This window comes from Quadrisphaera sp. KR29 (assembly GCF_052644995.1).
This window is the reverse complement of the sequence record NZ_JBQXXG010000002.1, coordinates 187,238-212,746: the sequence shown is the minus strand read 5'-3', so window position 1 is coordinate 212,746 and position 25,509 is coordinate 187,238. Positions and strand designations below refer to the sequence as shown.

Below are 25,509 nucleotides of genomic sequence, written 5' to 3'. Positions count from 1 at the left end.
GCGCCACGGACCGCAGGTGCGGTTGCTGACACGCGACGCCCCTCGCGGGGCGCATGGATCCACGGCGAGCGGGAATGAAGTTGCCTGCTGCAAGCACTACACATACAGTTGCTTCAGCAAACTTGTTAGGAGGCCCCGTGGCCAGTCCCCACGCCTGCTCGGCGCTGGTCGACACCTTCCCCCGGCTCTCCCGCTCCAAGCGGGCGGTGCTCGGCCACACCCGGATCGCTCCCGTGGCCGCCCTCGGCACCGTCGCGGCACTGGGACCGGTGCGGGTGTCCGAGGTGGCCGAGGCCATGGGCCTGGACCTGTCCACGGTCAGCCGCCAGGTCGGCCAGCTGCGCCGCGACGGGCTCGTCGAGGCCACCCCCGACGCCGCCGACGGGCGCTCCCAGCGCCTCAGCGCCACCCCGGCCGGGATCGCCCTGCTGCGCGCCGAGCGCCACCGCATGGTCGACCGGCTCGGAGAGCGCCTGGCGACGTGGGACGACGCCGAGCTCGCCGAGCTCATCGCCCTCCTGGACCGCCTCACCGACGACCTCACCACCGACGCCGGGACCACCCAGCACCCCACACCCACGAGGACCGCATGACCGCCACCGCAGCACGCCCGACCACGGCCGCAGCCGACCCGCCGACGGCTCCCGCGGGAGCTGACGGCCAGTTCCACATGACCCACCGGCAGATCCTCGAGGCGCTCTCGGGACTGCTGCTGGGCATGTTCGTCGCCATCCTCAGCTCGACGGTCGTCTCCAACGCCCTGCCGGTGATCCTGCCCGCCCTGGGCGGCGGGGAGTCCGGCTACACCTGGGTGGTGGTCGCCGCGCTGCTGGCCACGACCGTCTCCACCCCGATCTGGGGCAAGCTGGCCGACATCTTCTCCAAGAAGGTGCTGGTCCAGACCTCGCTGGTCATCTTCGTCATCGCCTCGGTCGTCGCCGGGCTGTCGGTCAACGTGCCGATGCTCATCGCCGCCCGCGTGGGCCAGGGCCTGGGCGCCGGTGGCCTCACCGCGCTGGCGCAGATCGTGCTGGCCACGATGATCGCCCCCCGCGAGCGCGGCCGGTACTCCGGCTACCTCGGCGCCACGTTCGCGCTGGCCACGGTCGGCGGACCGCTCATCGGCGGCGTCATCACCGAGCACCTGTCGTGGCACTACACGTTCTTCGTGGGCGTCCCCTTCGCGGTGGCCGCGTTCGTCGTCATCCAGAAGACCCTCGACCTGCCGGTCGTGAAGCGCCAGGTGCACATCGACTACTGGGGCGCCACGCTCCTGGCGGCCGGGGTCTCCGCCCTGCTCATCTGGGTCTCCCTGGCGGGCAAGGACTTCGACTGGGTGTCCTGGCAGACCTTCGCCCTGGTGGGCGGCGGGATCGCGCTGCTGGTGGCCCTGGTGCTCGTGGAGCGCCGCGCCAAGGACGCGATCATCCCGCTGCACCTGTTCCGCTCCTCCACCACGGTGCTGGCCTCGGTCGCCAGCCTCTTCGTCGGCATCGCGATGTTCGGCGCGACGATCTTCCTGGCCCAGTACTTCCAGCTGGCCCGCGGTGACTCTCCCACGGTCGCCGGCCTGCGGACGCTGCCGATGATCGCCGGGCTGTTCCTCTCCTCCACCGTCATCGGCCAGCTGGTCAGCCGCACCGGCCGCTGGAAGCGCTGGATCACCACCGGCGGCGTGCTGCTCACCGCGGGCCTGGGGCTCATGGGCACCGTGGCGTGGGACACCGACTACTGGGTGGTCGCGGTCTACATGGCCCTGGTCGGCCTCGGCGTCGGCATGATGATGCAGAACCTCGTGCTCGCCGTGCAGAACGTCACCGCCCCGCGCGACATGGGCACCGCCAGCTCCTTCGTGGCCTTCACCCGCTCCCTGGGCGGCTCCATCGGCGTCTCGGTGCTGGGCGCGGTGCTCGGGCACCGCGTGACGGCGTACCTGACCTCCAGCCTCACCGACGCCGGCGTCGACCCCTCCCAGCTGGGGTCGGCGGGCGGCGGCGGGGTGCCGGTGCTCGCCGACATCCCGCAGCCGGTGCGCACCCTGGTGCAGGCCGCCTACGGCGACGGCATCGCCGACATCTTCCTCGTGGCGGCGCCGTTCGCCCTGCTGTCGCTCCTCTTCGTGCTCTTCTTCAAGGAGACGGCGCTGCGCACCTCCAACGCCGCCCCGCAGGCCGGCACCACCGCTGCCGGCGACGAGGAGCTGCCGCAGGGCCGGGTGGGCACGGCCCCCCTGGGCAGCACCACCGCCGGGCACGACGAGGACGACGACGAGCGCACCGACGCGGTGCACCACGGCAGGCACGCCGCGCCCGTCGAGCCGGCCACCGGCGACGCCGACCACCTGGGACGGCACGCCGACCGGCGGGTGCCCCTCGACGCGCACCGCTGACCCGCACGCGCTGGCGCAGGAGGCCCGCACCCCACCGGGTGCGGGCCTCCTGCGTGCCCGGGCGCGGGCGGGTCAGGGCGGGTCAGGGCGGGTCAGCGCGGGTCGGTCGGGTCGGAGGGCTCGGCCCGCAGCGCGTCGGCCACGTCCTCCTCCGGGCGGGGCGGCACCGTCTCGTCCTCCTCGAGCACCTGCAGCTCGGGGTCGGGCGCGCCGGGCAGGTCGTCGTGGGACCTGTCCACCCCCTCGCGCACCGGCTCGCCGGACGCCTCGCTCACCGCCCACCGCCCGGGGTGTCGTAGGAGGAGTGGGGCCGCGCGCCAGGGTTCTCCGGGCCGGTGTCACCCGGGACCGCCTGCTCGGAGTCCTGCGCGCTGGCGGTCACCCCGGCCAGGGGGTCGCCGGCGGCAGTGCCGTCGGCGCTGCCCTCACCGCGCTGGTCCATCACCGGGGGCGGCACCGAGGCACCCGTCGCGCGGGCCGTGCCGTTGCTGCGGTCGGCGATCGCCGACAGCGTCTCGGGGTTGCCGGCGGGCTGCACCTGGCCGGTGCCCTCGCCGTCGTCGTCAGGGGTGTGCGTGCTCACCCCTCAGACCCTGGCGCGAGCGGACTCCACCGGCGACTCGTGGCGGGCGGGGGCCGGGATGCGCGGCATCGCGGGCTCACCGGCCCGGGCGGGACCAGCGGGCCCGACACGCACCGGCAGCACCTGCTCCTCCAGGGTGCGCAGGTCGACCCGCAGGACGACGTCGGGCGGCAGGGGCTCCCAGCCGTCCACGCGCAGCCCCGAGGAGGAGACCACCACCGCGCCGTCCTCGCCGCGCCGCCGCCACAGCTGGTAGTAGCCGCTGCGGTGGCCCACCGGCAGCTCCTCCTCGGCGATGCCGCTGGCGTCGAAGTCCTCGTGCGGGATGCGGGCCCCGGCGCTGACGTGCACCACCACCAGCTCGGACGGGGAGAGCAGGACGGCGTTGAGGCTGGAGGCGGGGAACAGGGGCGCCAGGAGCGCCGCGGCGTCGGCGGCGCCCCGCGCGAGGTCGCCGGCGGCCGCGGCGCGCTCGCGCACCAGCGCGGCGTACCGCTCGCTGTCGGTGGAGCCGGTCAGCGCCGCCCGGGAGGCGTCGCCGAGCAGCTCCTCCAGGCGCGCGGCGGGCTTCACCGCGCCGTTGTGCGCCAGGGCCACGTCGCCCAGGCCGGCCACGGGGGCGAGGAAGGGATGGGTGTTCTCCGGCCGCACGGGCATCCCCGAGCTCGCCAGGCGCAGGTGCAGCAGCCCCGCGCGGGTGCTCAGGCCGTCGGTCAGCTCCTCCAGCGCCGGGTCGCCGTAGCCGCTGCGCGGGCTGCGCCGGGAGCGCACGGCGCTGGGGGCGCTGGCGCGCTCGGGCTCGGAGCCGTCCAGCCAGGCGGCTCCCCAGCCGTCGTCGTGCAGGCGGGCCATGGCGCGGAAGGCGGCCACCTGCACACCGCCGAGGGCCTGCGCCAGCGAGCGGGGCGAGGGGGCGGCGAACCCGAGCAGCCTGCACACGCCCACCACGGTAGGCACCGGCCGTGACGGGCGGGTGGCAACGACACGGCTCGGGCACCCGCTCACCACCTGCGCGCCCGGGGTCCTTGCGATGAGTCGCCGCCGGGTCCACGGTCTGGGGTGCATCCGGCGGCCGCGGGGCCGCCAGCAGCGCTGATGGAGGCAGACGTGGCCCACACGCTCAACCCGTACCTCAACTTCCGCGGCACGGCGCGGGAGGCGATGGAGTTCTACGCCTCGGTGTTCGGGGGCGACCTGGTGCTGACCACCTTCGCCGAGGGCGGCATGCCGGTGGGCGGGGAGGAGGACGGGTGGATCATGCACGGCCAGCTGACGCTGCCGAACGGCATGGTGCTCATGGGCTCCGACACCCCGACCTCGATGCCGTTCGAGGAGGTGAAGGGCTTCGCCGTCGCGCTGACGGGCGACGACGTCGACACCCTCAAGGGCTGGTACGAGCGGCTGGCGGCCACCGGCCACGAGGACGTGCCGCTGGCGCTGGCGCCGTGGGGGGACTGGTTCGGCCAGTGCAAGGACCGCTGGGGCACCCCGTGGATGGTCGACGCGGGACCCGTCAGCTCCTGACCGCCCCCCTCGCCGTCCTGACCCCCCTCCCTGCGTGATCATGGGCGTCCGCCGCCTCCCACGGGTGGCGGACACCCATGATCACGGTCGGGCGGGTGGGGTCAGCGGCGCAGCCAGACGGCGGTGTCGACGGGCAGCAGCACGCCGCCGCCGGCGGCGTCCTCCAGGTCGGCGCTGGCCAGCAGCACCTCGGCGCCGGCGGGCAGCGCCACGGGCCGCTCGGAGAGGTTGACCCAGCACGCGAAGCCGGGCTCGCGGGTGAAGGCCAGCACGCCGTCCAGCGACCCGTCGGCGTCCTCCACCCAGGCCAGGGTCCCGTCGCCGAGGGCCTCCAGGGAGCGGCGCAGCGCCAGCGCCGAGCGGTAGAGCTCCAGCGTCGAGGTGGGGTCGCCGTCCTGGTCGGCCACGGTCAGGCCGGCGAAGGAGGCCGGCTGGGGCAGCCACGGCCGCCCGGTCGGCGCGGCGCCGTCCGGGCGGTCGCTGAAGCCGAACGGCGGCTGCGAGCCCGACCAGGGCAGCGGCACGCGGCAGCCGTCGCGGCCGCGGCGCTGCCCGCCGCTCTGGAACCACACCGGGTCCTGCAGGGACTCCTCGGGCAGGTCCTCCACCTCGTGCAGGCCCAGCTCGGAGCCCTGGTAGACGTACGCCCCGCCCGGCAGGGCCAGCATGAGCAGCGCCGCGGCGCGGGCGCGGCGCCGGCCCACCTCGAGGTCCGCCGGCCGGCCGGCGACGTCCTCCTCGCCGCCCAGCTGGGGCCGGTCCTGCTCGCGGGCGTAGCGCGAGACCTCGCGGTAGACGTCGTGGTTGCTCAGCACCCAGGTGGCGGGGGCGCCGACCGCGTCGTGCGCCGCCAGGGTCCTGTCGACGACGTCGCGCAGCGCCGGCTCCTGCCAGGCCGAGACGAGGAAGTCGAAGTTGAAGGCGGTGTGCAGCTCGTCGGGGCGCAGGTACAGGCCCAGGCGCACGGGGTCACCGGTCCACGCCTCGGCCACGAAGACCCGCGGGGGGTCGTAGGAGTCGGCCACGGCGCGCCAGCGGCGGTAGACGTCGTGGACGTCGTCGCGGTCCAGGAAGGGGTGGTCCCCCGCGCCGAAGGGGCGGTGCGGGTGGTCGAGCACCCCGGTGTCGGGCAGGTCGGCGTGCTTGGCCAGGCCGTGGGCCACGTCGATGCGGAAGCCGTCGACGCCGCGGTCGAACCAGAAGCGCAGGACGTCGTCGTACTCCGCGCGGACCTCCTCGCTGGTCCAGTCCACGTCGGGCTGCTTGGCGTTGAACAGGTGCAGGTACCACTGGCCCGGCTGGCCGGCGGGGTGCGCCTCGTCGCCCACGGCCTCGACCACGCGGGTCCACGCGGGGCCGCCGAAGTGGCTGGTCCAGTCGTTGGGCGGCAGCTCGCCGGCCTCGCCGCGGCCGTCGCGGAAGACGAACCGCGCGCGCTCGGGGGAGCCGGGGGCGCTGGCCAGCGCCGCGGCGAACCAGGCGTGCTCGTCGGAGAGGTGGTTGGGGACGACGTCGAGGATCACGCGCAGGCCCAGCGCGTGCGCCTCGGCGATCATCGCCGACGCCTGCTCGAGGTCGCCGAAGAGCGGCTCGACGGCGCGGTAGTCGGCCACGTCGTAGCCGGAGTCCGCCATCGGCGAGGGGTACCAGGGGTTGATCCACACCGCGTCGACGCCCAGGGCCGCCAGGTGCGGCAGGCGGGCGCGCAGGCCGGCGACGTCACCGGTGCCGTCGCCGTCGCCGTCGGCGAAGGAGCGGATGTAGACCTGGTAGACCACCGCCTCGCGCCACCAGGGGGTGGCCGCGCGGGAGGCGGCGCGCTCGGCGCCGGGGGCGGGGACGGGGGCGGGGACGGGGGCCGTGAGGGTCACGGGAGGCTCCGGGGGGGGACGGCGGGGGTGCGGGTCGGGGGCTGCGACCTCGCGGTGCGCCGTCGATGCTAGATCGATCCAGCACCGCGTGTCACGCGCACCCGCAGGACTGGCGCACCACCAGCTGCGGGGGCACCGCCAGCTCCTGCGGCGCAGCGGCCGCCGCCCCCCGGCGCAGCCTGCCCACGAGGCCCTCCGCGGCGGTGCGCCCCAGCTGCTCGCCGTGGGTGGAGACCGTGGTGAGCGGCGGCTCGTACAGGGCCGCGGCCGCGATGTCGTCGTACCCGGTCACGGGCAGCGCACCGGCTGCCCCCGCCTCCCGCAGCGCCCGCAGCAGCCCCGTCGCCACGACGTCGCTGAAGCACACCGCGCCGTCAGGTCCGCCGGCGTCCGGCGGGAGGGCGAGCGGGCCGGCCACCGCTGAGCGGCCCAGCGCCAGGCCCGTCGGGTCCTGCGGCAGCCAGCCCAGGGCCGCGACCACCGAGGCGCCCGCCACCGCGGCGACGGCGTCGCGCACACCGGCCTCGCGCAGGCGGGCGCTGGCGACGTCGCCGGAGGCTCCGACCAGCACCAGCCGCCGGCACCCGTGGACCTGGAGCAGGTGCTCGGCGGCCAGGCGGCCGCCGAGCCGGTCGTCCGGGGCGACCGTCCACGTGCTGGCGCCGTCGACGGGCTGGGTGAGCAGCACGTGCTCCAGGCCCCACGCCCGCAGCCGCTCCACCAGGGAGGCCGGGGTGCCGGCCACCGGGGAGAGCACCAGGCCCGCCACCCGGTGCTCGCGCAGCAGCCCCAGCAGCCGGTCCTGCTGGTCCAGGTCGTGCGCGGCGCTGCCCAGCAGCGGCAGGTAGCCCTCCTCGCGCAGCGCCGCCTGGACCCCGACGAGCGCCTGGGCGAAGAACGGGTTGGTGATGTCGCTGACCACGACCCCCACCACGGGGGCGTGCTCGGCGCGCATCGCTGCGGCGACCCGGTCGTAGACGTAGCCGAGCTCGGCCATCGCCGCGTGCACGCGCTCGCGGGTGGCGCCCGCGACGCGGCCCTCGCCGCGCAGCACCAGCGAGGCCGTCGCCCGCGAGACCCCGGCGCGCGCCGCGACGTCGCTGAGGGTGACCCGGGCGCTCACGCGCCTGATGATGCCGTGCGCGGCACCGGGCAGCTGGTCGGCGCCGGCTCAGCGCCGCGGCCGGCGGCGCGGCCGCACCCGCGACCACCACGGCCGCCCCGGCCCGCCACGCCCCGGCCCTGCGGCGGCCGGCGCCTCGGGCTCCTCGGGTCCCAGCGGGTGGGCCTCGCGCCAGCGCGCCAGCTGGCGGTCGACGTCGACGAAGGCCAGGGCCACCGGCGGCACCTCCTGCGGGCGCCGGTAGGCGGCGTCGAGCCGGGTGTTGAACAGCTCCACCGCGGCGCGCACGGCGGCCTCGGTGGGCTGCCCGGGCACCGCCGCCACCAGCTCCTCGCGCTCGCGGCGCAGCGCCAGCGCCGGCGGCAGCGCGGCGGTCATGTCGGCCCCCTCGCGGCGGGCCCACTCCACCGCCCACTCCCCCGCGCTCTGCCCGAGCACGGCGTCGTCGAGGGGCTTGCCGGCCCCGGACAGCCCCTCGAAGGCGCCGCGCTCGGCCGCCTCGCGGACCTGCCGGTCCACCCAGGTCTCCCGGCTCACGCCGGGCGGCTTGCGCTGGCTCACCGCTCCATGGTCACCCGGCGGGCTCAGCCCGGCTCGCCGCGGCGCTTGCGGCGGGCGACCACCACCAGGTCGACGACGAAGCCGACGGCCGCGAAGGCCGTGAGCAGCAGCAGCCAGACCGGGCCACCGGCAGCGGCCACCCAGAGGGAGACCCCGCCCCACAGCAGCACCCCGAAGGCCGCCAGCACCAGGCGCAGGGTCAGGGCGCTGCGCACGGGCGGGCCGCCGTGCCGCTCGCTCCACGAGGGACCCCCGCGGCCCCACCACCCCGGGCCCTGCCCGCCGCTGCCCCGTCCGTCCGCCACGACGGCCCCCTACCCCCACCGGCGCGCCGCCACGCCCCGGCGAGGGCGCCCGAGCCGGACGCCGGGCGGGCCGGACGGCTCAGGCGGCGGTGCGGGTGCCCGACGGCTCGCCGGGGCGCCGGTGCTCGGCCACCCCGGCCAGGCGCACGGCGGCGCGCGCGGCGCCCTGGGCCGCGCGGGCGCGCGCCGCCGCGAGGAGCCCCTGGCGGTGCTCGCGCAGCCCGCTCCCGACGGCGCGGCGGTGGGCGGCAGCCTCCGCGTGGCGGCCGAGGGCGTCGAGCAGGTCCGCGGCCCCCGGCTCGGCGCCGGTGCGGGCGGCGTGGCCGGCGGCCAGCGCCCGCAGGTCGGCCAGCAGGTCGTCCGCGGCGCAGGCGCCCAGCGCCCACACGGCGACGACGGCGGCGCGCGCCGCCGCGGGGTCGGCGGCGGCCTCCACCAGCCGGTCGCACGCGGCCCGCAGGTCCTGCGCGTCGCGCGCGCCGGGCAGGTCCTGCCGGTCCTGCCGGTCGAGCCGGTCCCGGGGCTGCTGGTGGTCCTGCTGCGGGGCCGGGCCGGTGCTGCTCACACCAGTGCATCGGCAGCGGCTGTAGCGCCGTGGAGCCGGTGCGGGGGCGTCCCCCGTCCGCGGGGTCCAGGTGGGGCGCGCTCGTGCCGACACCAGGGACATGCCGACCGCCGCTCGCCACCGCCTCGTCACCCGCTCCGACTTCGACGGGCTGGTGTGCGCCGTCCTGCTCAAGCACCTCGACCTCGTCGACGAGATCACCTTCGTGCACCCCAAGGACGTGCAGGACGGCGTCGTGGAGATCACCGACCGCGACCTGCTGACCAACCTGCCCTACGACCCGCGGGCGCACACGGTCTTCGACCACCACCACAGCGAGGCGCTGCGCAACGGCGCCCCGGCGCCCGGCGCCGCCGCCCACGTCATCGTCGAGCACGCGCCGTCCGCGGCCCGCGTGGTCTACGACCACTTCGGCGGCGCGGCCGCCTTCCCGCAGGTGCCGGAGTCCCTCATGGCGGCGGTCGACCAGGCCGACTCCGCGCAGTACTCCCTGGAGGAGGTGCTGCGCCCCACCGGCTGGGCGCTGCTGAACTTCCTCATGGACTCCCGCACGGGCCTGGGGCGCTTCCGGGAGTTCCGGATCTCCAACTACGACCTCATGATGCAGATGATCGACCACTGCGCCCACCACGCGGACGCCGAGGAGATCCTCGCGCTGCCGGACGTCGCGGAGCGGGTGGCGCTGTACGAGGCGCAGGCCGAGCAGTTCGCGGCCCAGCTGCTGCGGGTGAGCATCCTGCACGACGACGTCGTGGTGGTCGACCTGCGCGAGGAGGAGGTCGTCCACGCGGGCAACCGCTTCCTGGTCTACGCCCTCTTCCCGCAGGCCCGGGTCTCGGTGCACGTCATCTGGGGCCGCGGGAAGCAGAACACCGTGCTGGCGATGGGCCGCTCGATCCTGGACCGCAGCTCCACGGCCGACATCGGCGCCGTCGCCCTGCGCCACGGCGGCGGCGGCCACGAGGCCGCCGGCACCTGCCAGGTGCCCCACGAGGACTCCGAGCGGGTGCTCGCCGAGGTGGTCGCCGCGCTGTCCGGCTCACGCCGCGCCGTCCCGGCCTGACACCTCCGCGGGCGCGTCCGCGGGCACCTCAGCCGGCAGCGCGGGGTGCCCGCCGGCGGGGAGCCCGGCGGGCACCGTCCCCGCCGGGCGCCGGCCGCGGCGGGGCACCGCCGTGGCCACGAGGTTGGCGACGACGACGAGCGCGGCGCCGACCAGCTCGTGCGCTGCGACGCCCTCCCCCAGCACCAGGGCGCCCGCCAGGAAGGCCCACACGGGGTTCGCGCTGGCCAGCGTGGAGAACACCGACGCGGGCAGGCGGCGCAGCGCGGCCAGGTCGACGGCGTAGGGCAGCGCGGAGGAGAGCACGCCGCAGGCGGCCGCCAGGCCCAGCGCCGCCACCGGGGGCCGGGCCAGCAGCGTGACCACGAGCACCGGCAGCGCCCACGCCGCGGCCAGCACGGTCGCGGCGGCCGCGGCGCCCTGCACGCCGGGCACCCGCTCGGCCACGGCCCGGCTCAGCAGGATGTACGCGGCCCAGGCGCCCGCGGCGGTCAGGGCCAGCGCGATGCCCAGCAGGTCGCTGGAGGGCCCCGGAGCGACCAGCACCAGCACGCCGACGGCCGCCGCGGCGGCGGCGAGCACGTCCAGCAGGCGGCGCGAGGTGGCGACCGCCACCCCCAGCGGCCCCAGGAACTCGATGGTGACGGCGAGCCCCAGCCCGATCCTGTCGACGGCGCCGTAGATGGTGAGGTTCATCAGTCCCATCACGGCGGCGAGCACCGCCACCAGCACCCAGGTGCGGCGGCCCAGCGACCTCGGCGACCAGCGGACCACCGCGTTGAGGGCGACCGCCGCCACCACCTGGCGGACCGCGACGACGCCGGGGACGCCGACGGCCGCGAAGGCCAGGGCGCCCACGGCGGCGCCCGTCTGGCTGGAGGCGCTGGAGGCCAGGGCCAGCGCCGCACCCGCCGCGCGGCGGTCGTCAGCTCGCGCGGCAGCCACGCACCCATCCTGGTCCCCCGCCCCGGCGGGCACGCACCTACCGTGGCCCGGTGACCGCACCACGGCCCCGGGCGCTGCAGGAGGTGGTGGTCCGCGGCGGCGACCGGGCAGCGCGGATCCCCGAAGTGCTGGGCGCCCTGCGGGCGGCGCTGGACGGCTCCGGCCCGGCGCTGCTGCCGCTGCCGGAGGACGCGGCGGCCGCGCAGCGCCTGCGCTCGGCGGCCCGCACCGACCTGCCGCTCGACGCGGGGACGGCGCTGGTGCTGGCCACCTCCGGCTCCACCGGGGAGGCGAAGGCCGTGGAGCTGGGCGCGCAGGCCCTGACGAGCTCCGCGCGCGCCACCGCGGCCAGGCTCGGCGGGCACGGGCGGTGGCTGCTGGCGCTGCCGCTGGAGCACGTGGCCGCCTGGCAGGTGCTCGTGCGCAGCGCCGTGGCGGGAACCGAGCCCGTCGTGGCACCCGCGGGCGACCCGGCGGCCCTGCCCGAGGCCGTGGCAGCGCTGGGGGACGCCGGCGGCGCAGCGCGGTACGCCTCCCTGGTGCCCACCCAGCTGGCGCGCGCCCTGGAGCACCCCGGCGCGGCGCGGGCGCTGGCCCGGCTCGACGCCGTGCTCCTCGGCGGCGCGGCAGCACCCGCACCGCTGCTCGAGCGGGCGGCGGGCGCCGGCGTGCGCGTGGTGCGCACCTACGGCTCCACGGAGACCTCCGGCGGCTGCGTCTACGACGGGTGGGCGCTGGACGGCGTGCGGGTGGCCGTGGAGGACGCCCCGGAGGCGGCGCACGACGACGGGGGCCGGGTCCTGCTCAGCGGCCCCGTGCTGGCCACCGGCTACCGCGGACGGCCGGACCTCACCTCCCGGTCCTTCGTGGAGCGGGACGGGCGCCGCTGGTACGCGACCAGCGACCTGGGCCGCCTGGACGCCTCCGGGCGGCTGTCGGTGCTGGGCCGCCTCGACGACGTGCTGGTCACCGGCGGGCGCAAGGTGGCGCCGCTGGCCGTGGAGCGCGTCCTCGCCGAGCTGGCTGGCGTCGCCGAGGCGCTCGTGGTGGGCGTGCCGGACCCCGAGTGGGGCGAGCGGGTGGTCGCGCTCGTGGTGCCCTCCCCCGGCGCCCGGCCCCCCGTCCTCGACGCGGTGCGCGCCGCGGTCCGCGAGCGCCTCGGGGCGGCGTCGGCTCCGCGCGCCGTGCTGGTCGTCGACGCGGTCCCCCTGCGGGGGATCGGCAAGCCCGACCGCCGCGCCGCCGCTGCGCTGGCAGAGCGCCTGCTCGCCGGCGGCTGACAGCACCGACCGCGCGAACGGCCCCGCACCGGCCAGCGCACCGGTCAGCTCCCCGGGGCCCTCGCGGACACCGGGCGCGCGCGGCAGGCTGAGCCCGTGGCCCCCTCCGACCCGCCGCCGGCGCTGTCCTTCGGCGCGGCGGCCGCCGGCTACGCCGCGGTGCGCCCCACCTACCCGGCGCAGGCCCTCGACTTCCTCCTCGACGGCCTGCCCGGCGCCTTCGGCGAGCGCCGGCTGCGCGCAGCCGACGTCGGCGCGGGCGCCGGGGCGCTCACCGCGCGGCTGGTGGAGCGCGGGCTGGAGGTGGTCGCCGTCGACCCCGACCCGCAGATGCTCGCGCAGCTGCACACCGACGTCCCCGGCGTGCCGACCTTCGCGGGCACCGCCGAGCACCTGCCGCTGCCCGACGCCTCCGTCGACCTGGTGGTGCTGGCGCAGGCGTGGCACTGGGCCGACCCCGCGGCCGGCAGCGCGGAGGCCGGGCGGGTGCTGGCCCCCGGCGGGCGGCTGGGGCTGCTGTGGAACCGCCGCGACGCCACCGAGCCGTGGGTGGCCGCCCTCGGCGACCTGCTGGCGCCGGCACCGCACATGGCGGCGCGCGCGGAGGACCCGCGGGTCGGCGCGCCGCTGGTGGACGCCGAGCGGCACACCACCGGGCGGTGGACGCACGAGCTGACCCCCGAGGAGGTGGTCGGGCTGGCCGCCAGCCGCAGCGGCGTGCTCACCGCGCCGCCCGCGGAGCGGCGGCGGGTGCTGGAGGCGGTGCGCGAGCTGCTGGCCGCCCACCCCGACACCGCGGGGCTGGAGCGCATCCCGGTCCCGTACACGACCACCTGCTGGCGGGCCCGCCGCCCCTGAGGCGCGCCGGGGCACCGGCCCCCACCGCGGCGGCGGCCGCGCGCCCTCCTACAGTCCTCGGGTGGCGAGCGCGGGTCAGTGGGTGGCCGGCGCGCGTCCCAGGACCCTGCCGGCCGCTCTCGCGCCGGTGCTCGTCGGCACCGGAGCGGCCGCGCTGGTCCAGTCGGCCCACCCCGGCCGGGCGCTGCTGGCGGCGGTGGTGGCCCTGGCGCTGCAGGTGGGCGTCAACTACTCCAACGACTACTCCGACGGGGTGCGCGGCACCGACGCCGACCGGGTCGGGCCGCTGCGCCTGACCGCCTCCGGCGTCGCACCGCCCCGGCAGGTGCTGCGCGCGGCGCTGCTGTCCTTCGCGGTGGCGGCGGTCGCGGGCGTGGCGCTGGTCGCGCTGTCGGGGGCGTGGTGGCTGCTGGTGGTCGGCGCCCTCGCCGTCGTCGCCGCCTGGACCTACACCGGCGGGCCCCGTCCCTACGGCTACGCCGGGCTCGGGGAGGTCTTCGTCTTCCTCTTCTTCGGGCTCGTCGCCACGCTGGGCACGACCTACACGCAGACGGGCGCCACCGGCGCCGCCAGCTGGGCCGGCGCGGTGGCCGTGGGCTCGCTGGCCTGCGCCATCCTCGTGGCCAACAACCTGCGCGACGTGCCCACCGACGCGGTGGCCGGCAAGCGGACCCTGGCCGTGCGCCTCGGGGCGGCGCGCACCCGGGTGCTGTACGCCGCGCTGCTCGTGGTGCCCTACCTGCTCCTGGCCGTCCCGGCGCTCGCCCGGCCCCGCGCCCCGCTGGTGCTGGTGACGCTCCTCACAGCCCCGCTCGCGGTGGCGGCCGCGCGCACGGTGCTGCGCGGCGCCGCGGGGCGCGAGCTGGTGGGGGTGCTGGGCGCCACGGGCCGCCTGGAGCTGCTCTACGCGCTGCTGCTGGGCCTGGCCCTGGCGCTCACCCCGCTGCTCTGAGGCCCCCGCCGGGTGCCCGCGCGACCCGGCCCGGTGCGCCCGGGGGGGGCGCCGGGTGCTCAGGGCGCGCTGCGCTGAGCGTCGTCGTCGGCGTCCTCGGCGGCGGCGTCGCGCTCGGCCGCCGAGACCCGCCCGGAGCGGCGTCGCTCCTGGTCACGGGCCACGGCGCGCTCTCGGCGGCGCGCGGTGTGCTCCTCCAGGCGCGCCACCAGCGCCTGGCGGGGACCACCCAGCACGAGGTAGGACAGCAGCGCGGAGACGACCAGCGCGAACACCACGAGGAGCAGCTCGCGCATCCCCACCGCGTAGCCGAGCAGGGCCACGAGGAAGAACAGCAGGATCCGCATCAGGGCGTAGCGGACGAAGGCAGACACAGCACGAGGGTAGGTGGACGGCGCGCTTACCATCGTCTCGTGCCGATGCTGGTAGCCCTCGTCGCCCTGGTGCTGGGGATCTACGCGCTGGTCGACTGCCTGCGCACCACCGGGACGCAGGTCCGCGGCCTGCCGGTGCCCGTGTGGGTCGCGGTCATCGTCCTGCTGCCGGTGGTGGGCCCCCTGGCCTGGCTGCTGGCCGGCCGCGCCCACGGGCCGCGCCCCGCGCCGCCGGCGGGCGGCGCACGGCCGAGCGCCCCGAAGGGCCCCGACGACGACGAGGACTTCCTGCGCTCCCTGGACCGCAAGCACCGCGGCGACGTCTGAGGCGCCGCCCTCCCTCGACGCGAGGGCCCCGGGACCCTGCGGGTCCCGGGGCCCTCGTGCGTCCGCGCCGCCCGGCCGGTCCGGCGCCGTCAGCCGATGCCGGCGTAGGAGTGGTTGCCGGGGAAGAAGACGTTGACCACGCCGTAGTTGATCATGAGGCACGCGAAGCCGGCGATGGACAGGTACGCGGCCCGGCGGCCGTTCCAGCCGCCGGTGGCCCGGGCGTGCAGGTAGGCGGCGTAGACCACCCAGATGATGAAGGTCCACACCTCCTTGGGGTCCCAGTTCCAGTACCGGCCCCACGCGACCTCGGCCCAGATGGCGCCGGCGACCAGGGTGAAGGCCCACAGCGGGAACGAGACGGCGATGAGGCGGTAGGAGAGCCGCTCCAGGTCGGCCGCGCTGGGCAGCGCCTCCATGAAGCGGCCCGCGCCCAGGGTGGCGCCCGCGGCGCGCTGCGCCTCGCGCCGCTCCTGCACCAGCTGCAGCACGGTGGTGGAGAAGGCGAGCACGAACAGCGCGGAGCTGACGAAGGCCACCGACACGTGGATGACCAGCCAGTAGCTCTGCAGCGCCGGCACGAGCGGCGCGGAGTCGGTGTAGAGGACGGCGACCGCCAGGCCCAGGCTCAGCAGCACCGGGGCCAGCACGAAGGTCGACAGCCAGCGCACGTCGCGCCGGGTGAGCACCAGCAGGTAGACCAGGACGACGACGGAGGTGCCCGTCACCGAGAACTCGTACATGTTGCCCCACGGCGCCCGGTGCGCCGAGAGCCCGCGGGTGACCACACCTCCGACGTGCAGCAGCAGCGCCAGCACCGTGAGGGAGGTCGCGATGCCCGCGGCCCGGCGCGGCGCGCCGTCCTCGGCGAGCGGGACCGGCTGCTCGGAGGCGGAGCTGCGCGCCACGGGCCCGGCGGCGCCGGCGCCCACCGGCACCACCTGGCGCGGTGCGGCCTGCGCGGAGGCCCTGGCCCGCTGGCGGCGGCGCGAGCGCGCCGTGGCGCGGTCGCCCAGGGCGGCCAGGTCCATGGCACTGGCGCCGAGGGCCAGGGTGTACACGGCCATGGCCGAGTAGACGAGGGCGTTGCTGGCCGAGGCCAGCGACTCGTCGACGCTCACGGCTCCTCCTGTCGAGGGGGCTGGTGGGACGGTGTGCTGCCGGTCTGGTGGGCGTCCCCCGCGGGGGTGGCGGCCGGGGGCGGGGCGGGCAGGCGCGCGAGCACGGCGGACAGGACGGCGTCGGCCTCGGCGGCCAGGCCGTGGTCCTCGCTGCGGGCGAGCGCACCCACCTCGAGCAGCGTGCGGCCCCCCGCGCCGTCCCCGGCGGCGGCTGCGCGCACCCACAGCCGGCGGCGCGGCACGAACAGCGAGGCCGTGAGCCCGACGATCGCGAGCACGGAGGCGACGAGCGCGGCGCCGCGGGCGGGGTCGTGCCGGACGGTGAGGCCGGCGTACCTGTCGATGCGGTCGAGCGTCACCGAGCCGAGCCCGTCCGGCAGCTCGTAGGTCTCCCCCGGCCGCATGGCGAACCGCAGGGGCTCCCCGTCGGTGCCGGTCACGCGCTCCATGCGCGAGGTGTCGAGCTCGTAGACGTTCTGCGGCACGCCGTCGTCGAGGCCCAGGTCGCCGGTGTAGGCGAAGAAGAGCACCTCGGGGTCGCGCAGGTCCGGGAAGCTCGAGAACGGGACGCCCGCCGCGTCCTCGGAGACCGTGGGCAGCAGCAGGCCCTGCAGGCCGAGGTCGCCGTCGAGCCCGGGCACCTTCACCACGCCGGTGGAGGTGTAGTTGGCGTCCTGCACGAGGAAGGGCGTGCCCTGGGAGAACAGGACGTCGCCGGCGGCGTCGCGCACGGTGATGACCGGTGCGTAGCCGTTGCCGGCCAGGTACACCGACGCGCCACCCGCGCGCAGCGGCTCGTTGACCCGGATCTCCTCGCGCCGCGGGGCCTCGCCCGGGGCGTCGGTGACGGTCACGTCCGCGGAGAAGCTGCGGGGAGCGCCGAACTGGTTGCCGGTGGAGTCCTCGTCGAAGGCCACCCGCAGGTCGTCGAGCGTGAAGGAGAAGGGCGGCAGGGACGCACCGTCGACCAGGGCGCCCGGGTCCCAGCTGTCGTAGGCGGTGACCTGGTTGGCGTACGCCTGGCCCTGCTGGACGATGACCTGGGCGCGGTAGCCGTACAGGCCGCCGGTGCCGATGGCGATGAGGACGCCCACCAGCGCCAGGTGGAACAGGAGGTTGCCGGTCTCCCGCAGCTCCCCGCGCTGGGCCGCCAGGGAGGCACCGCGCCGGTCGTCGGCGAAGTCCGCGGTGCGGTACCGGCGGCCGCGCAGCACCTCCTGCGCGGCGCGCAGCACCTCCGCCGGAGCGGCGTCGACGGCGACGGCCCGGTGCTCGGGCAGCCGCGACAGCCGGGCGGGCGTGCGCGGCGGCGGCTGGCGCAGGTTGGCCAGGTGCACCTTCGTGCGCGGCAGCACGCAGCCGACCAGGCTGATGAACAGCAGCAGGTAGACCGCCGAGAACCAGGGCGAGGAGTAGACGTCGAAGAGGCCCAGGCGGTCCAGCCACGGCGCGGTCGCGGGGTTGTCCTCGGCGTACTGCGCCACGGCGACCTGGTCGATGTTCCGCTGCGGGAACAGCGACCCGGGCACCGCCAGGACGGCGAGCAGCATGAGCAGCAGCAGCGCCGTGCGCATGCTGGTGAGCTGCCGCCAGGTCCACCGCAGCCAGCCGACCGCCCCGAGCCCGACCGGCCGCGGGTCCGACGGCGGCTCGGCGGAGGTCCGCCGCTCCTCGACGGTGGTCACGAGCCCTGCGCCTCCCTCTCGCGCTCGCGCATCAGACCGGGGTCTCCCAGGCGCCGATGCTGCCCTGCAGCGCGCCGAGCCACTGGCTCCACAACCCGCTGACCAGGAGCACCCCCACCACGACCAGGGCGACCCCACCGGCGCGCGCGATGACCAGACGGCGGCGGCGCAGCTGGTCGAGCGCCCGGGCGGAACGCCCCAGGCCGAGCGCGACGAGCACGAACGGCAGCCCGAGCCCCAGGCAGTAGGCGACGGTCAGCAGCACACCGCGACCAGCGGTGCCGGAGTCCGTGGCCAGCGCGAGCACCACCGCCAGGGTGGGGCCGATGCAGGGCGTCCAGCCCAGCCCGAAGGTCGCCCCGAGCAGCGGCGCCCCCACCAGGCCCGCGGCGGGGCGCCAGCGCACCCTGGCCTCTCCGCGCAGGCCCGGCACGGCCCCCAGGAACGCCAGGCCCATGAGGACCACGACGACGCCCATCCACCGCGTCAGCTCCAGCTGGTGCCCCACGAGGAAGGCTCCCAGCGCGCCGAAGGCCGCACCGGCCGCGACGAAGACCGCGGAGAACCCGAGCACGAACAGCACCGAGCCCAGCAGCAGCCGTCCGCGGCGCTGGCGCTCCAGGTCCACACCGGTCAGCCCGGTGACGTACCCCAGGTAGCCCGGCACCAGCGGCAGGACGCAGGGCGAGGCGAAGCTCACCACGCCCGCGACGGCCGCGACGAGCACCGCGACGAGCACCGGGCCGCCGCCGGCGAGGCCTTGGAAGGCCTCGGCGGCGCTCATGCGCCGCTCCCGCTGCCCCGGCCGTCGCCGTCGTCGGCCCGGCCGCTGCGCACGTCGTCGATGATGCCGCGCAGCACGTCCTCCTCGACCTTGCCGACCACCCGGGCGGCCGGCCGGCCCTGCGCGTCGAGCACCAGCGTGGAGGGCACGGCCTGCGGGGGGATCCGGCCCCGCAGCGCCAGCAGCCCCTGGCCGGAACCCGCGTCCAGGACGCTCGGGTAGGGGATGCCGAACGACTTCTCGAAGGTCAGCGCCACGGCCGCGTCGTCACGGGTGTTGAGGCCCAGGAAGCGCACGTCCGGGGTGTCGCCGGCCACGGCCGCCAGCTCGGGCGCCTCCGCGCGGCAGGGCGCGCAGGCGGCGTACCAGACGTTGATGACCACCACCTGGCCGCGCCAGTCGGCGACGTCGACGGTCTCCCCCTCGGCCGTCCGGCCCGTCAGGGCGACCGGCTCCCCGCGGTCGGCCACGGGCAGGATCTGCCGGGTGCCGTCACCGGAGACGTAGCCCTGCTGGTTGCCGGTGTCCGCGCCCGGCTGGCCCAGGCCGGAGCAGCCCGCGAGCGCGGCGGCGGTCGGCAGGGCCAGGGCGCCGGCCAGCAGCGCGCGCCGGGACAGGCCGCTCACGCCGCCCCCGCCGTGTCGACGGCGCCGGGCAGCAGCGAGGCGGCGGGCTCGCGGTAGTCCACCCCCACCAGCGCCGTGCCGTCGAAGCGCAGGGTGGTCAGGCTCGCCAGGGTGCACTCGCGCCTGCGGGGGTCGTGCCACAGGCGGCGGCCCTCGGCGCGGCGGCGGGCGCAGTAGATGGGCAGCTGGTGGGCGACCAGCACCGTCTCGTGGCCGGCGTTGCGCTGCGCGGCCTCGCGGGCCACGGCGAGCACGCGCTCGGCCTGCTCGGCGTACGGCTCGCCCCAGGAGGGCCGCAGCGGGTTGCGCAGCACCCACCAGTGGCGCGGGCGGGTCAGGGCGCCGTCGCCGACGCCGAAGGTGAGGCCCTCGAAGTGGTTGGCGGCCTCGACGAGGCGCTCGTCGGTGCCCACGGGCAGCCCGAAGGCCTCCCCGACGGGCGCGGCGGTCTCCTGGGCGCGCTGCAGCGGGGAGGCGACCACCTCCACGACGTCGGCCCCCTCCTCGGCGAGGGTCTGCGCGACGAGGGCGGCCATGGCCTGGCCGCGCTCGGAGAGGCGGTAGCCCGGCAGCCGGCCGTAGAGCACGCGCCGGGGGTTGTGGACCTCCCCGTGGCGCAGCAGGTGGACGGCGGTCAGGGCCATGCGGACAGCATCCCACCCGCGCCCGGGTGCCGGGCGACGCGCGCCGCCGGCGTGCGCCCGACGTCACACCGGCCCGGGCGGCCCCGTCAGGGCTGGAGGCTGACGACGCCGAGGTCGCGCGCGGAGGTGAGGGTGCCGCGCACGCCCTCGCCGCGGTAGCTGCCCGAGGTCGGCGCCACGTCGGCGTAGTCGCGGCCCACGGCGACGGTCAGGTGGCCGGCGCCGGCGCGCTTGTCGTTGCAGGGGTCGAAGGCCACGGCCACGGCCCCGGGGCGCCCCTCGACGAGGCCGGGGACGACGACGTCGACCCAGGCGTGGGTGCCGCCCTGGCCGATGAGGTGCCCCGAGACGTAGCGGGTGGGGACACCCAGGTGGCGCATCACGGCGATCATCACGTGGGCGTAGTCCTGGCAGACGCCGACGCCCCCGGCGAGCGCCTGCGCGGCGGTGGTGCGGAAGGTGGTGGTCCCGGGCGCGTAGCGGAAGCGCGCGTGCACGGCGGAGCACACGCGCTCGGCGGTCTCCAGGGGGTTCTCCGGGCGGCGCAGGGACTCGGCCAGCTCGACGACGGCCTCGTCCGGGGCGGTCAGGGCGGTGGGGGTGAGCAGGCGCGGGTCGCGCAGGGCGGTGCGCGGCACCGCGGCGTGCGCCTCGTGGGCGCAGGCGGGCACCACGCGCTCCAGCACGGCGGCCAGCCGGAACTCCACGTGCTCGGCCACCCGGTCGGCGCTCACGCGGGTGACCGTGTTGCCGAAGGCGTCGCGGCGGTCGGTGCGCCGCCAAGCGCCGTCGGCCGGCCCGGTCACCGACAGGGTGGCCAGGCGGCGGTGGACGTCGCCGTGGACGGCGGGCGGCAGCACCACCAGGCGCTGGCGCAGGTCGGCGACCGGCGCGTCGTAGGAGTACCTGAAGGTCTGCTCGAGGCGGTAGACCACGCGCGAGGCGGCCTCCAGGTCCGCCGCCTGCGCGGTGAGCAGCGGGGCGGACATCGCGTCGAGCATCACAGGAGGACCCCCTCAGCAGGGCCGTGCACCACGGCGCTCGCCGTCATGCACGGATCCTGCACGTCTCGCGTTACCACGGTGTTGCGCCGCACCGGCGCACCGCAGTGATCGGTCGCGAGGGCCCTCTCCTTGAGCCGTCCGGGTGAACGGCACCGCCCGCCCGGGGGTCCTGCCTACCCCCGCTGGGCCGCCGCCGCAGCCCGGGCGGCGCCCGGCAGCGCGTCCAGGACGACGCCGACCGCGTCGTCGTCGTGGGAGGCCGAGCAGAACCAGGACTCGTAGCAGGACGGCGGCAGGTGCACCCCGGCGTCGAGCATCGCGTGGAAGAAGGCGGCGAACGCGCCGGTGTCCTGGGTGCGGGCGGTGTCGTAGTCCACGACGCGGACGTCGGTGAAGAAGACGCTGAACATGCTGCCCGCCACGCCCAGGGTGTGGGGCACGCCCTCGGCGGCCAGCGCGGCGGAGGCGGCCTCGCGGATGGTGGCGGCCACGGCGTCGACGCGGGCGTAGACCTCGGGCGTGCAGTGCTGCAGGGTGGCCAGCCCGGCGGCGGAGGCGACGGGGTTCCCCGACAGCGTGCCGGCCTGGTAGACGGGGCCGGCGGGGGCCAGGTGGGCCATGACGTCGGCGCGGCCGCCGAAGGCCGCCACGGGGAAGCCGCCGCCCATGACCTTGCCGAAGGTGAACAGGTCCGGTGCCAGGGCCTGCTCCCCCGCGCCGTCACCGAGGTCGACGCCCTGCCGCCCCTCCAGGCCGAACCAGCCGGCGCGCGAGAGCCGGAAGCCGCTCATCACCTCGTCGCTGATGAGCAGGGCGCCCGCGCGGCGGGTCTCGCGCAGCAGCGCGGCCGTCCAGCCCGGGGCGGGCGGCACGACGCCCATGTTGCCGGCGGCGGCCTCGGTGATGACGCAGGCGATCCGGTCGCCGTGGGCGGCGAAGGCGCGCTCCAGGGCGGGGACGTCGTTGAAGGGCAGCACGAGGGTCTCCGCGGCGCTCTCGGGGGTGACGCCGGGGGTGTCGGGCAGCGCGAAGGTGGCCAGCCCGGACCCCGCGGAGGCCAGCAGCGCGTCCACGTGGCCGTGGTAGCAGCCGGCGAACTTCACCACCACGGGCCGCCCGGTGAAGCCGCGGGCCAGGCGGATGGCGCTCATCGTCGCCTCGGTGCCGGAGCTGACCAGGCGCACCTGCTCCAGGGGCTCGACGCGGGAGACCAGCTCCTCGGCCAGCAGCACCTCGCCCTCGCTGGGGGTGCCGTAGCTGAAGCCCTTCTCCGCGGCGGCCACGACGGCCTCGCGGACGGCGGGGTGCCCGTGCCCGAGGATCATCGGGCCCCACGAGCCGATGAGGTCCACCCGGCGCACCCCGTCGGCGTCGGTGAGCCACGGGCCCGAGGCCGAGGCGGTGAAGCGGGGCGTGCCGCCGACGGCGCGGAAGGCGCGCACCGGGGAGTTGACCCCGCCGGGCAGCACGGCGCTGGCGCGCTCGAACAGGGCCTGGGAGGCAGGGGCGGGCGTGGTGCCGGTCTGGCTGTCGGTCGGGCGCGCTGCGGTCACCCGTCCATCCTCCCCGCGCCCGGTGACGACGCGAGCGGGCCTAGCGTGCGGGTGTGACCGACGGCGCGCTCGACGGGCTGGGCGGCCTGCTGCTGGCGTCGCTCGGCCTCGGCGTCGCGGGCCTCGACCCGACCGGCGCGCTGCTCGCCGCGGCCGCGCTCGCCGCGGGGGCCCGTCCCCGCGCCGTGGTGCTCTTCGGCGCCTCCGTGCTGGTGCTGACGGCAGCGCTCGGCACGGTGCTCTCGCTGACCGCCGGCGCCTCGCTGGCCGGGGTCGACTGGACCGGCTCGCTGCCGGGGGGCCCGGTCACCGCGGCGCTGGAGGCGCTGGCGGGTCTGCTGGCCCTGGGGTGGGCGGTGGCGCGGCTGCGCCGCCGGGCGGACCCGGCGCGCGAGGAGGCCGCCGCGGAGGCGAGCCGGCGCGGGGGCGCGCGGCTGGCCAGCGGCGCCGGGATGGTCGGCGCCGCGGTCGTCTTCACCGCGGGGGCCGTGCTGGACCCCTCCTTCGTCGCCCTGGTGGTGCTGGCCGGGCGCGGTGAGCCGCTGGCCGGCGTGCTGGCGGCGCACGGCGCCTGGTCGGTGGTCAGCCAGGCGCCGCTGGCGCTCCTCCTGGTGGCCGTGGCCCGCGGTGGGCACGAGCGGGCGGCGGCGCTGTTCGCGCGCTTGTGGTCGCGGGCGCGCACGCTCGTGCGCCACCTCGTGACCGCGGCGCTGGCGCTGGTCGGGGCCGGCCTGCTGCTCGACGCCGCCTGGTACGCCGCCACCGGCGCCTTCCTGGTGCTCGACCCCGGCCAGTGATCGGCGGGCTCGGCCGGCCAGGCGGTGCCCACCCGCGCCACACCGGCAGCCGGTGCGCCCGGACCCCGTCGGGGACCTTCCGGAGGTGGCCCTCACCGTCGGACCCCCTCGGCAGCCGAGGGCCAGGGCCGTCTCGGGAAGCACGCCGACGGCGGCCAGCCGGGCCCCGCGCGGGCCGCGGGTCAGCCGCGCACGGGCGAGGTGGCGCGGCCATCATGAGCGCGTGCCGGCCCCCTCCGCCCCGACCCCCTCGCGCGACGTGCGGCGGTGGCGCCGCCTGCTGGCCGACGAGCAGTACGAGGCCACGGTCTACCGGCGCCTGGCGCAGCGCCGCGCCGGCGAGGAGCGCGAGGTCCTGCTCGCGCTGGCCGAGGCGGAGGGCCGGCACGCGGCGCACTGGGCGGCGCTGATCGAGGCGGCCACGGGCGCCCCGCCGCGCCCGGGGCGCCCGAGCACCGGGCTGCGCCTGCTGGCGCTGCTCGCCCAGCGCTTCGGGTCGGTCTTCGTGCTGGCCCTGGCGCAGCAGGCGGAGGGGCGCTCCAGCTACGACCGCGAGCCGCACGCCACCGCGGCGATGGCCGCCGACGAGCAGGTGCACGGCGAGGTGGTGCGGGGGCTGGCCGCGCGCGGGCGCGCGCGGGTCTCGGGCACCTTCCGCGCGGCGGTGTTCGGCGCCAACGACGGCCTGGTCTCCAACCTCGCCCTCGTCCTGGGCGTGGCGGGCGCCGGCACGAGCACCCGGGCGATCCTGCTGACGGGCGTGTCGGGGCTGCTGGCGGGGGCGCTGTCGATGGCGGCCGGGGAGTACGTCTCGGTGCGCTCCCAGCGCGAGCTGATCGCCGCCTCCGCGCCCGCGCCGCACGCCGCCTCGGTGGTGCGGGCCCTCGACGTCGACGCCAACGAGCTGGCGCTGGTCTACCGGGCCCGGGGCATGGGCGAGGCCGAGGCCGAGGTCCACGCGGCCGCGCAGCTCGCGGCGCTGCAGGGCGGGCCGGGCCGGGGCGCCCACGCCCGGCCGCTGTCGCCCTCGCCCGGCCTGGGGGTGCCCGCGCCGGAGGACGGCGACGACGTCGTCGGCAGCGCCTGGGCCGCCGCAGGCTCCTCGTTCGCCTTCTTCGCCAGCGGGGCGCTGGTGCCGGTGCTGCCCTTCCTGCTGGGGCTGGAGGGCTGGGCGGCCCTGCTCACCGCGCTGGTGCTGGTGTCGCTGGCGCTGCTGTCCACCGGGGCCGTGGTTGGCGTGCTCAGCGGCGGACCGCTGCTGCCGCGGGGGCTGCGCCAGCTGGCGATCGGCCTGGGCGCGGCGGCGGTGACCTACGCGCTGGGCCTGGCGTTCGGCACCACCCTCGGCTGAGCGCCCCGCCCGCTCAGCGCAGGTGCTCGGCGACCTTCCCGCAGATGCGGCCCAGCGCGGCGACGTCCTCGGGGGTCAGCAGGTCGAAGAGGTGCTGCCGCACGCCGGTGACGTGCAGGGGGGCGGCGGCCTCCAGGGCGCGGAAGCCGGCCGGGGTCATGGCGGCGAGCACCCCGCGCCGGTCCTCCGGGCACGCGCGGCGCTCGACCAGGCCGCGCTGCTCCAGGCGGGTGATGGCGTGGGTGAGCCGGCTGCGCGAGTGCACCAGGTCGTCGGCCAGGTCGGACATGCGCAGCGAGCGCTCGGGGGACTCCGAGAGCCTCACGAGCAGCTCGTACTCGGGCATGGACAGGTCGTGCTCGGAGTCGTCGATCTCCTGGCCCAGCCTCCGGGCGAGCAGCTGGGTGGCCTCGAGGTAGAGGCGCCAGGTGCGCTGCTCCTCGGCGTCGAGCCACCGCGTGCGGCCGGCCCCCGACGACGGCCCGCCAGCGGCGCCTCCGTCAGGGCGCGCGTCGGTCGGTGCAGCGGTGTCGTCCACGTGGGCCACCTCCGTGGCGGGAATGAAGTTGAACGTTGAACCATTATGGGGCACAGTGGAGGTGCAGCGCACCCCCGCGCCACCGGCACCGCACACCGCCCCTCCAGGAGGACCCCATGACCGCCACCCTGCCCGCTGGACTCGTCGCCGGCACCTACACCGTCGACCCCTCGCACACCGAGGTGGGCTTCACCGCCCGCCACGCGATGGTCACCAAGGTGCGGGGCCGCTTCTCCGACGTCGCCGGCACCGTGGTGCTGGCCGAGGACGCCTCCCTGATCGCCGTCGAGGCCACCGTGCAGGTCGCCAGCGTCGACACCCGCTCCGCGGACCGCGACGGCCACCTCAAGAGCGCCGACTTCTTCGACGTCGAGCAGTTCCCCACCATGACCTACCGCTCCACCGGCGTGCAGGTCACCGACGAGGGCTTCCTCGTCGACGGCGACCTGACCCTGCACGGCGTCACCAAGCCGGTGCAGCTCGAGGTCACCGCCGAGGGCGTGGCCACCGACCCCTTCGGCAACTCCCGCGCCGGCTTCTCCGCCGAGACCGAGATCAACCGCAAGGACTTCGGCCTGACGTGGAACGCGGCCCTGGAGACCGGCGGCGTGCTCGTCAGCGAGAAGATCAAGATCACGCTGGACGTCTCGGCCATCAAGCAGGCCTGAGCCCCACCCGGCCGGCAG

The 25,509-nt window shown here is 77.2% G+C and carries 29 protein-coding genes; 11 read left to right on the top strand and 18 right to left on the bottom strand.

What is annotated here, in order from left to right; translation table 11 throughout:
• Positions 1-137: 137 nt before the first annotated feature.
• Together ACUN9U_RS02750 and ACUN9U_RS02745 are read left to right on the top strand one after the other, a co-directional pair.
• On the top strand, positions 138-593 hold the full coding sequence (locus ACUN9U_RS02750) for a MarR family winged helix-turn-helix transcriptional regulator (protein WP_445483381.1): 456 nt from the start codon (positions 138-140) through the stop codon (positions 591-593).
• Complete coding sequence (locus ACUN9U_RS02745) at positions 590-2,389, top strand: MFS transporter (protein ID WP_445483380.1); 1,800 nt, start codon at positions 590-592, stop codon at positions 2,387-2,389. The genes ACUN9U_RS02750 and ACUN9U_RS02745 overlap by 4 nt, the downstream gene beginning before the upstream one ends.
• A gap of 92 nt (positions 2,390-2,481) precedes the next feature.
• Here ACUN9U_RS02745 and ACUN9U_RS02740 read toward each other — a convergent pair whose 3' ends face one another.
• The 3 genes from ACUN9U_RS02740 to ACUN9U_RS02730 are packed head-to-tail and all read right to left on the bottom strand — an operon-like array spanning position 2,482 to position 3,911.
• Positions 2,482-2,664, bottom strand: coding sequence for a hypothetical protein (locus tag ACUN9U_RS02740; protein WP_445483379.1), 183 nt, complete (start codon positions 2,662-2,664; stop codon positions 2,482-2,484).
• The gene (locus ACUN9U_RS02735; RefSeq protein ID WP_445483378.1) at positions 2,661-2,972 is read right to left on the bottom strand and encodes a hypothetical protein; all 312 of its coding nucleotides are present in this window, start codon (positions 2,970-2,972) and stop codon (positions 2,661-2,663) included. The genes ACUN9U_RS02740 and ACUN9U_RS02735 overlap by 4 nt, the downstream gene beginning before the upstream one ends.
• A 3-nt stretch (positions 2,973-2,975) precedes the next feature.
• The gene (locus ACUN9U_RS02730) at positions 2,976-3,911 is read right to left on the bottom strand and encodes a class II glutamine amidotransferase (protein ID WP_445483377.1); all 936 of its coding nucleotides are present in this window, start codon (positions 3,909-3,911) and stop codon (positions 2,976-2,978) included.
• A 168-nt stretch (positions 3,912-4,079) separates the two neighbouring features.
• Between ACUN9U_RS02730 and ACUN9U_RS02725 the strand changes: the two genes are divergently transcribed.
• Positions 4,080-4,496 carry a VOC family protein gene (locus tag ACUN9U_RS02725; RefSeq protein ID WP_445483376.1) on the top strand — a complete coding sequence of 139 codons (417 nt, stop codon included), beginning with the start codon at positions 4,080-4,082 and terminating at the stop codon, positions 4,494-4,496.
• A gap of 101 nt (positions 4,497-4,597) precedes the next feature.
• Here ACUN9U_RS02725 and ACUN9U_RS02720 read toward each other — a convergent pair whose 3' ends face one another.
• From ACUN9U_RS02720 to ACUN9U_RS02700, 5 genes are all read right to left on the bottom strand, one after another.
• On the bottom strand, positions 4,598-6,367 hold the full coding sequence (locus tag ACUN9U_RS02720) for a glycoside hydrolase family 13 protein (RefSeq protein ID WP_445483375.1): 1,770 nt from the start codon (positions 6,365-6,367) through the stop codon (positions 4,598-4,600).
• A gap of 91 nt (positions 6,368-6,458) precedes the next feature.
• Positions 6,459-7,490 carry a LacI family DNA-binding transcriptional regulator gene (locus ACUN9U_RS02715; RefSeq protein WP_445483374.1) on the bottom strand — a complete coding sequence of 344 codons (1,032 nt, stop codon included), beginning with the start codon at positions 7,488-7,490 and terminating at the stop codon, positions 6,459-6,461.
• A 48-nt stretch (positions 7,491-7,538) separates the two neighbouring features.
• Positions 7,539-8,051: a DnaJ family domain-containing protein gene (locus tag ACUN9U_RS02710; RefSeq protein WP_445483373.1), complete on the bottom strand. Its 513-nt coding sequence runs from the start codon at positions 8,049-8,051 to the stop codon at positions 7,539-7,541.
• Between the two features lie 23 nt (positions 8,052-8,074).
• On the bottom strand, positions 8,075-8,356 hold the full coding sequence (locus tag ACUN9U_RS02705) for a DUF6343 family protein (RefSeq protein WP_445483372.1): 282 nt from the start codon (positions 8,354-8,356) through the stop codon (positions 8,075-8,077).
• 79 nt (positions 8,357-8,435) lie between these two features.
• The gene (locus tag ACUN9U_RS02700) at positions 8,436-8,921 is read right to left on the bottom strand and encodes a hypothetical protein (RefSeq protein WP_445483371.1); all 486 of its coding nucleotides are present in this window, start codon (positions 8,919-8,921) and stop codon (positions 8,436-8,438) included.
• 100 nt (positions 8,922-9,021) lie between these two features.
• Here ACUN9U_RS02700 and ACUN9U_RS02695 point away from each other — a divergent pair, with 100 nt between their 5' ends.
• The gene (locus ACUN9U_RS02695; protein WP_445483370.1) at positions 9,022-9,984 is read left to right on the top strand and encodes an exopolyphosphatase; all 963 of its coding nucleotides are present in this window, start codon (positions 9,022-9,024) and stop codon (positions 9,982-9,984) included.
• Here the strand turns inward: ACUN9U_RS02695 and ACUN9U_RS02690 are convergent.
• On the bottom strand, positions 9,961-10,929 hold the full coding sequence (locus ACUN9U_RS02690; RefSeq protein WP_445483369.1) for an EamA family transporter: 969 nt from the start codon (positions 10,927-10,929) through the stop codon (positions 9,961-9,963). The two genes, ACUN9U_RS02695 and ACUN9U_RS02690, sit on opposite strands and share 24 nt — an antisense overlap.
• A gap of 50 nt (positions 10,930-10,979) precedes the next feature.
• Between ACUN9U_RS02690 and menE the strand changes: the two genes are divergently transcribed.
• The 3 genes from menE (at position 10,980) to ACUN9U_RS02675 (ending at position 14,019) form a co-directional block, all read left to right on the top strand.
• A complete protein-coding gene (gene menE / locus ACUN9U_RS02685) occupies positions 10,980-12,209 on the top strand; it encodes an o-succinylbenzoate--CoA ligase (protein WP_445483368.1) in 1,230 nt (409 codons plus the stop codon).
• A gap of 96 nt (positions 12,210-12,305) precedes the next feature.
• Positions 12,306-13,067, top strand: a complete 762-nt coding sequence (locus ACUN9U_RS02680) for a class I SAM-dependent methyltransferase (RefSeq protein ID WP_445483367.1) — start codon at positions 12,306-12,308, stop codon at positions 13,065-13,067.
• A gap of 61 nt (positions 13,068-13,128) precedes the next feature.
• Entirely contained in the window at positions 13,129-14,019 is an 891-nt protein-coding gene (locus ACUN9U_RS02675; protein WP_445483366.1) for a 1,4-dihydroxy-2-naphthoate polyprenyltransferase, read from the top strand.
• Positions 14,020-14,078: 59 nt separating this feature from the next.
• On the opposite strand, the gene ACUN9U_RS02670 is transcribed toward ACUN9U_RS02675, so the two are convergent.
• Positions 14,079-14,393, bottom strand: coding sequence for a DUF4229 domain-containing protein (locus ACUN9U_RS02670; protein WP_445483365.1), 315 nt, complete (start codon positions 14,391-14,393; stop codon positions 14,079-14,081).
• A gap of 45 nt (positions 14,394-14,438) precedes the next feature.
• Here ACUN9U_RS02670 and ACUN9U_RS02665 point away from each other — a divergent pair, with 45 nt between their 5' ends.
• Complete coding sequence (locus ACUN9U_RS02665; protein WP_445483506.1) at positions 14,439-14,720, top strand: PLD nuclease N-terminal domain-containing protein; 282 nt, start codon at positions 14,439-14,441, stop codon at positions 14,718-14,720.
• A gap of 89 nt (positions 14,721-14,809) precedes the next feature.
• Here ACUN9U_RS02665 and ccsB read toward each other — a convergent pair whose 3' ends face one another.
• The 7 genes from ccsB to hemL all read right to left on the bottom strand — a co-directional run bounded on the left by ccsB (position 14,810) and on the right by hemL (position 22,137).
• Entirely contained in the window at positions 14,810-15,787 is a 978-nt protein-coding gene (gene ccsB / locus ACUN9U_RS02660; RefSeq protein ID WP_445483505.1) for a c-type cytochrome biogenesis protein CcsB, read from the bottom strand.
• Positions 15,788-15,837: 50 nt separating this feature from the next.
• Entirely contained in the window at positions 15,838-17,526 is a 1,689-nt protein-coding gene (gene resB / locus ACUN9U_RS02655) for a cytochrome c biogenesis protein ResB (protein ID WP_445483364.1), read from the bottom strand.
• A 31-nt stretch (positions 17,527-17,557) separates the two neighbouring features.
• On the bottom strand, positions 17,558-18,310 hold the full coding sequence (locus tag ACUN9U_RS02650) for a cytochrome c biogenesis CcdA family protein (protein ID WP_445483363.1): 753 nt from the start codon (positions 18,308-18,310) through the stop codon (positions 17,558-17,560).
• Entirely contained in the window at positions 18,307-18,936 is a 630-nt protein-coding gene (locus ACUN9U_RS02645; protein ID WP_445483362.1) for a TlpA family protein disulfide reductase, read from the bottom strand. The genes ACUN9U_RS02650 and ACUN9U_RS02645 overlap by 4 nt, the downstream gene beginning before the upstream one ends.
• Positions 18,933-19,580, bottom strand: coding sequence for a histidine phosphatase family protein (locus tag ACUN9U_RS02640; protein ID WP_445483361.1), 648 nt, complete (start codon positions 19,578-19,580; stop codon positions 18,933-18,935). The genes ACUN9U_RS02645 and ACUN9U_RS02640 overlap by 4 nt, the downstream gene beginning before the upstream one ends.
• A gap of 86 nt (positions 19,581-19,666) precedes the next feature.
• Complete coding sequence (locus tag ACUN9U_RS02635) at positions 19,667-20,581, bottom strand: transglutaminase family protein (RefSeq protein ID WP_445483504.1); 915 nt, start codon at positions 20,579-20,581, stop codon at positions 19,667-19,669.
• 176 nt (positions 20,582-20,757) lie between these two features.
• Complete coding sequence (hemL, locus tag ACUN9U_RS02630; RefSeq protein WP_445483360.1) at positions 20,758-22,137, bottom strand: glutamate-1-semialdehyde 2,1-aminomutase; 1,380 nt, start codon at positions 22,135-22,137, stop codon at positions 20,758-20,760.
• A 53-nt stretch (positions 22,138-22,190) separates the two neighbouring features.
• Between hemL and ACUN9U_RS02625 the strand changes: the two genes are divergently transcribed.
• A complete protein-coding gene (locus ACUN9U_RS02625) occupies positions 22,191-22,934 on the top strand; it encodes a hypothetical protein (protein ID WP_445483359.1) in 744 nt (247 codons plus the stop codon).
• 223 nt (positions 22,935-23,157) lie between these two features.
• Entirely contained in the window at positions 23,158-24,285 is a 1,128-nt protein-coding gene (locus ACUN9U_RS02620; RefSeq protein ID WP_445483358.1) for a VIT1/CCC1 transporter family protein, read from the top strand.
• Positions 24,286-24,298: 13 nt separating this feature from the next.
• Here the strand turns inward: ACUN9U_RS02620 and ACUN9U_RS02615 are convergent, their stop codons facing one another.
• On the bottom strand, positions 24,299-24,919 hold the full coding sequence (locus ACUN9U_RS02615) for a MarR family winged helix-turn-helix transcriptional regulator (RefSeq protein WP_445483357.1): 621 nt from the start codon (positions 24,917-24,919) through the stop codon (positions 24,299-24,301).
• Between the two features lie 20 nt (positions 24,920-24,939).
• Here ACUN9U_RS02615 and ACUN9U_RS02610 point away from each other — a divergent pair, with 20 nt between their 5' ends.
• Complete coding sequence (locus tag ACUN9U_RS02610; protein ID WP_445483356.1) at positions 24,940-25,491, top strand: YceI family protein; 552 nt, start codon at positions 24,940-24,942, stop codon at positions 25,489-25,491.
• The last annotated feature ends 18 nt before the right edge of the window (positions 25,492-25,509 follow it).

What these genes read in the sequence shown, in the direction of transcription:
- ACUN9U_RS02635 (WP_445483504.1), bottom strand. Translation starts at nt 20,581, where the DNA reads ATGCTCGACGCGATGTCCGCCCCGCTGCTCACCGCGCAGGCGGCGGAC.
- ACUN9U_RS02745 (WP_445483380.1), top strand. Translation starts at nt 590, where the DNA reads ATGACCGCCACCGCAGCACGCCCGACCACGGCCGCAGCCGACCCGCCG.
- ACUN9U_RS02695 (WP_445483370.1), top strand. Translation starts at nt 9,022, where the DNA reads ATGCCGACCGCCGCTCGCCACCGCCTCGTCACCCGCTCCGACTTCGAC.
- ACUN9U_RS02640 (WP_445483361.1), bottom strand. Translation starts at nt 19,580, where the DNA reads ATGGCCCTGACCGCCGTCCACCTGCTGCGCCACGGGGAGGTCCACAAC.
- ACUN9U_RS02665 (WP_445483506.1), top strand. Translation starts at nt 14,439, where the DNA reads ATGCTGGTAGCCCTCGTCGCCCTGGTGCTGGGGATCTACGCGCTGGTC.
- ACUN9U_RS02610 (WP_445483356.1), top strand. Translation starts at nt 24,940, where the DNA reads ATGACCGCCACCCTGCCCGCTGGACTCGTCGCCGGCACCTACACCGTC.
- ccsB (WP_445483505.1), bottom strand. Translation starts at nt 15,787, where the DNA reads ATGGCCGTGTACACCCTGGCCCTCGGCGCCAGTGCCATGGACCTGGCC.
- ACUN9U_RS02650 (WP_445483363.1), bottom strand. Translation starts at nt 18,310, where the DNA reads ATGAGCGCCGCCGAGGCCTTCCAAGGCCTCGCCGGCGGCGGCCCGGTG.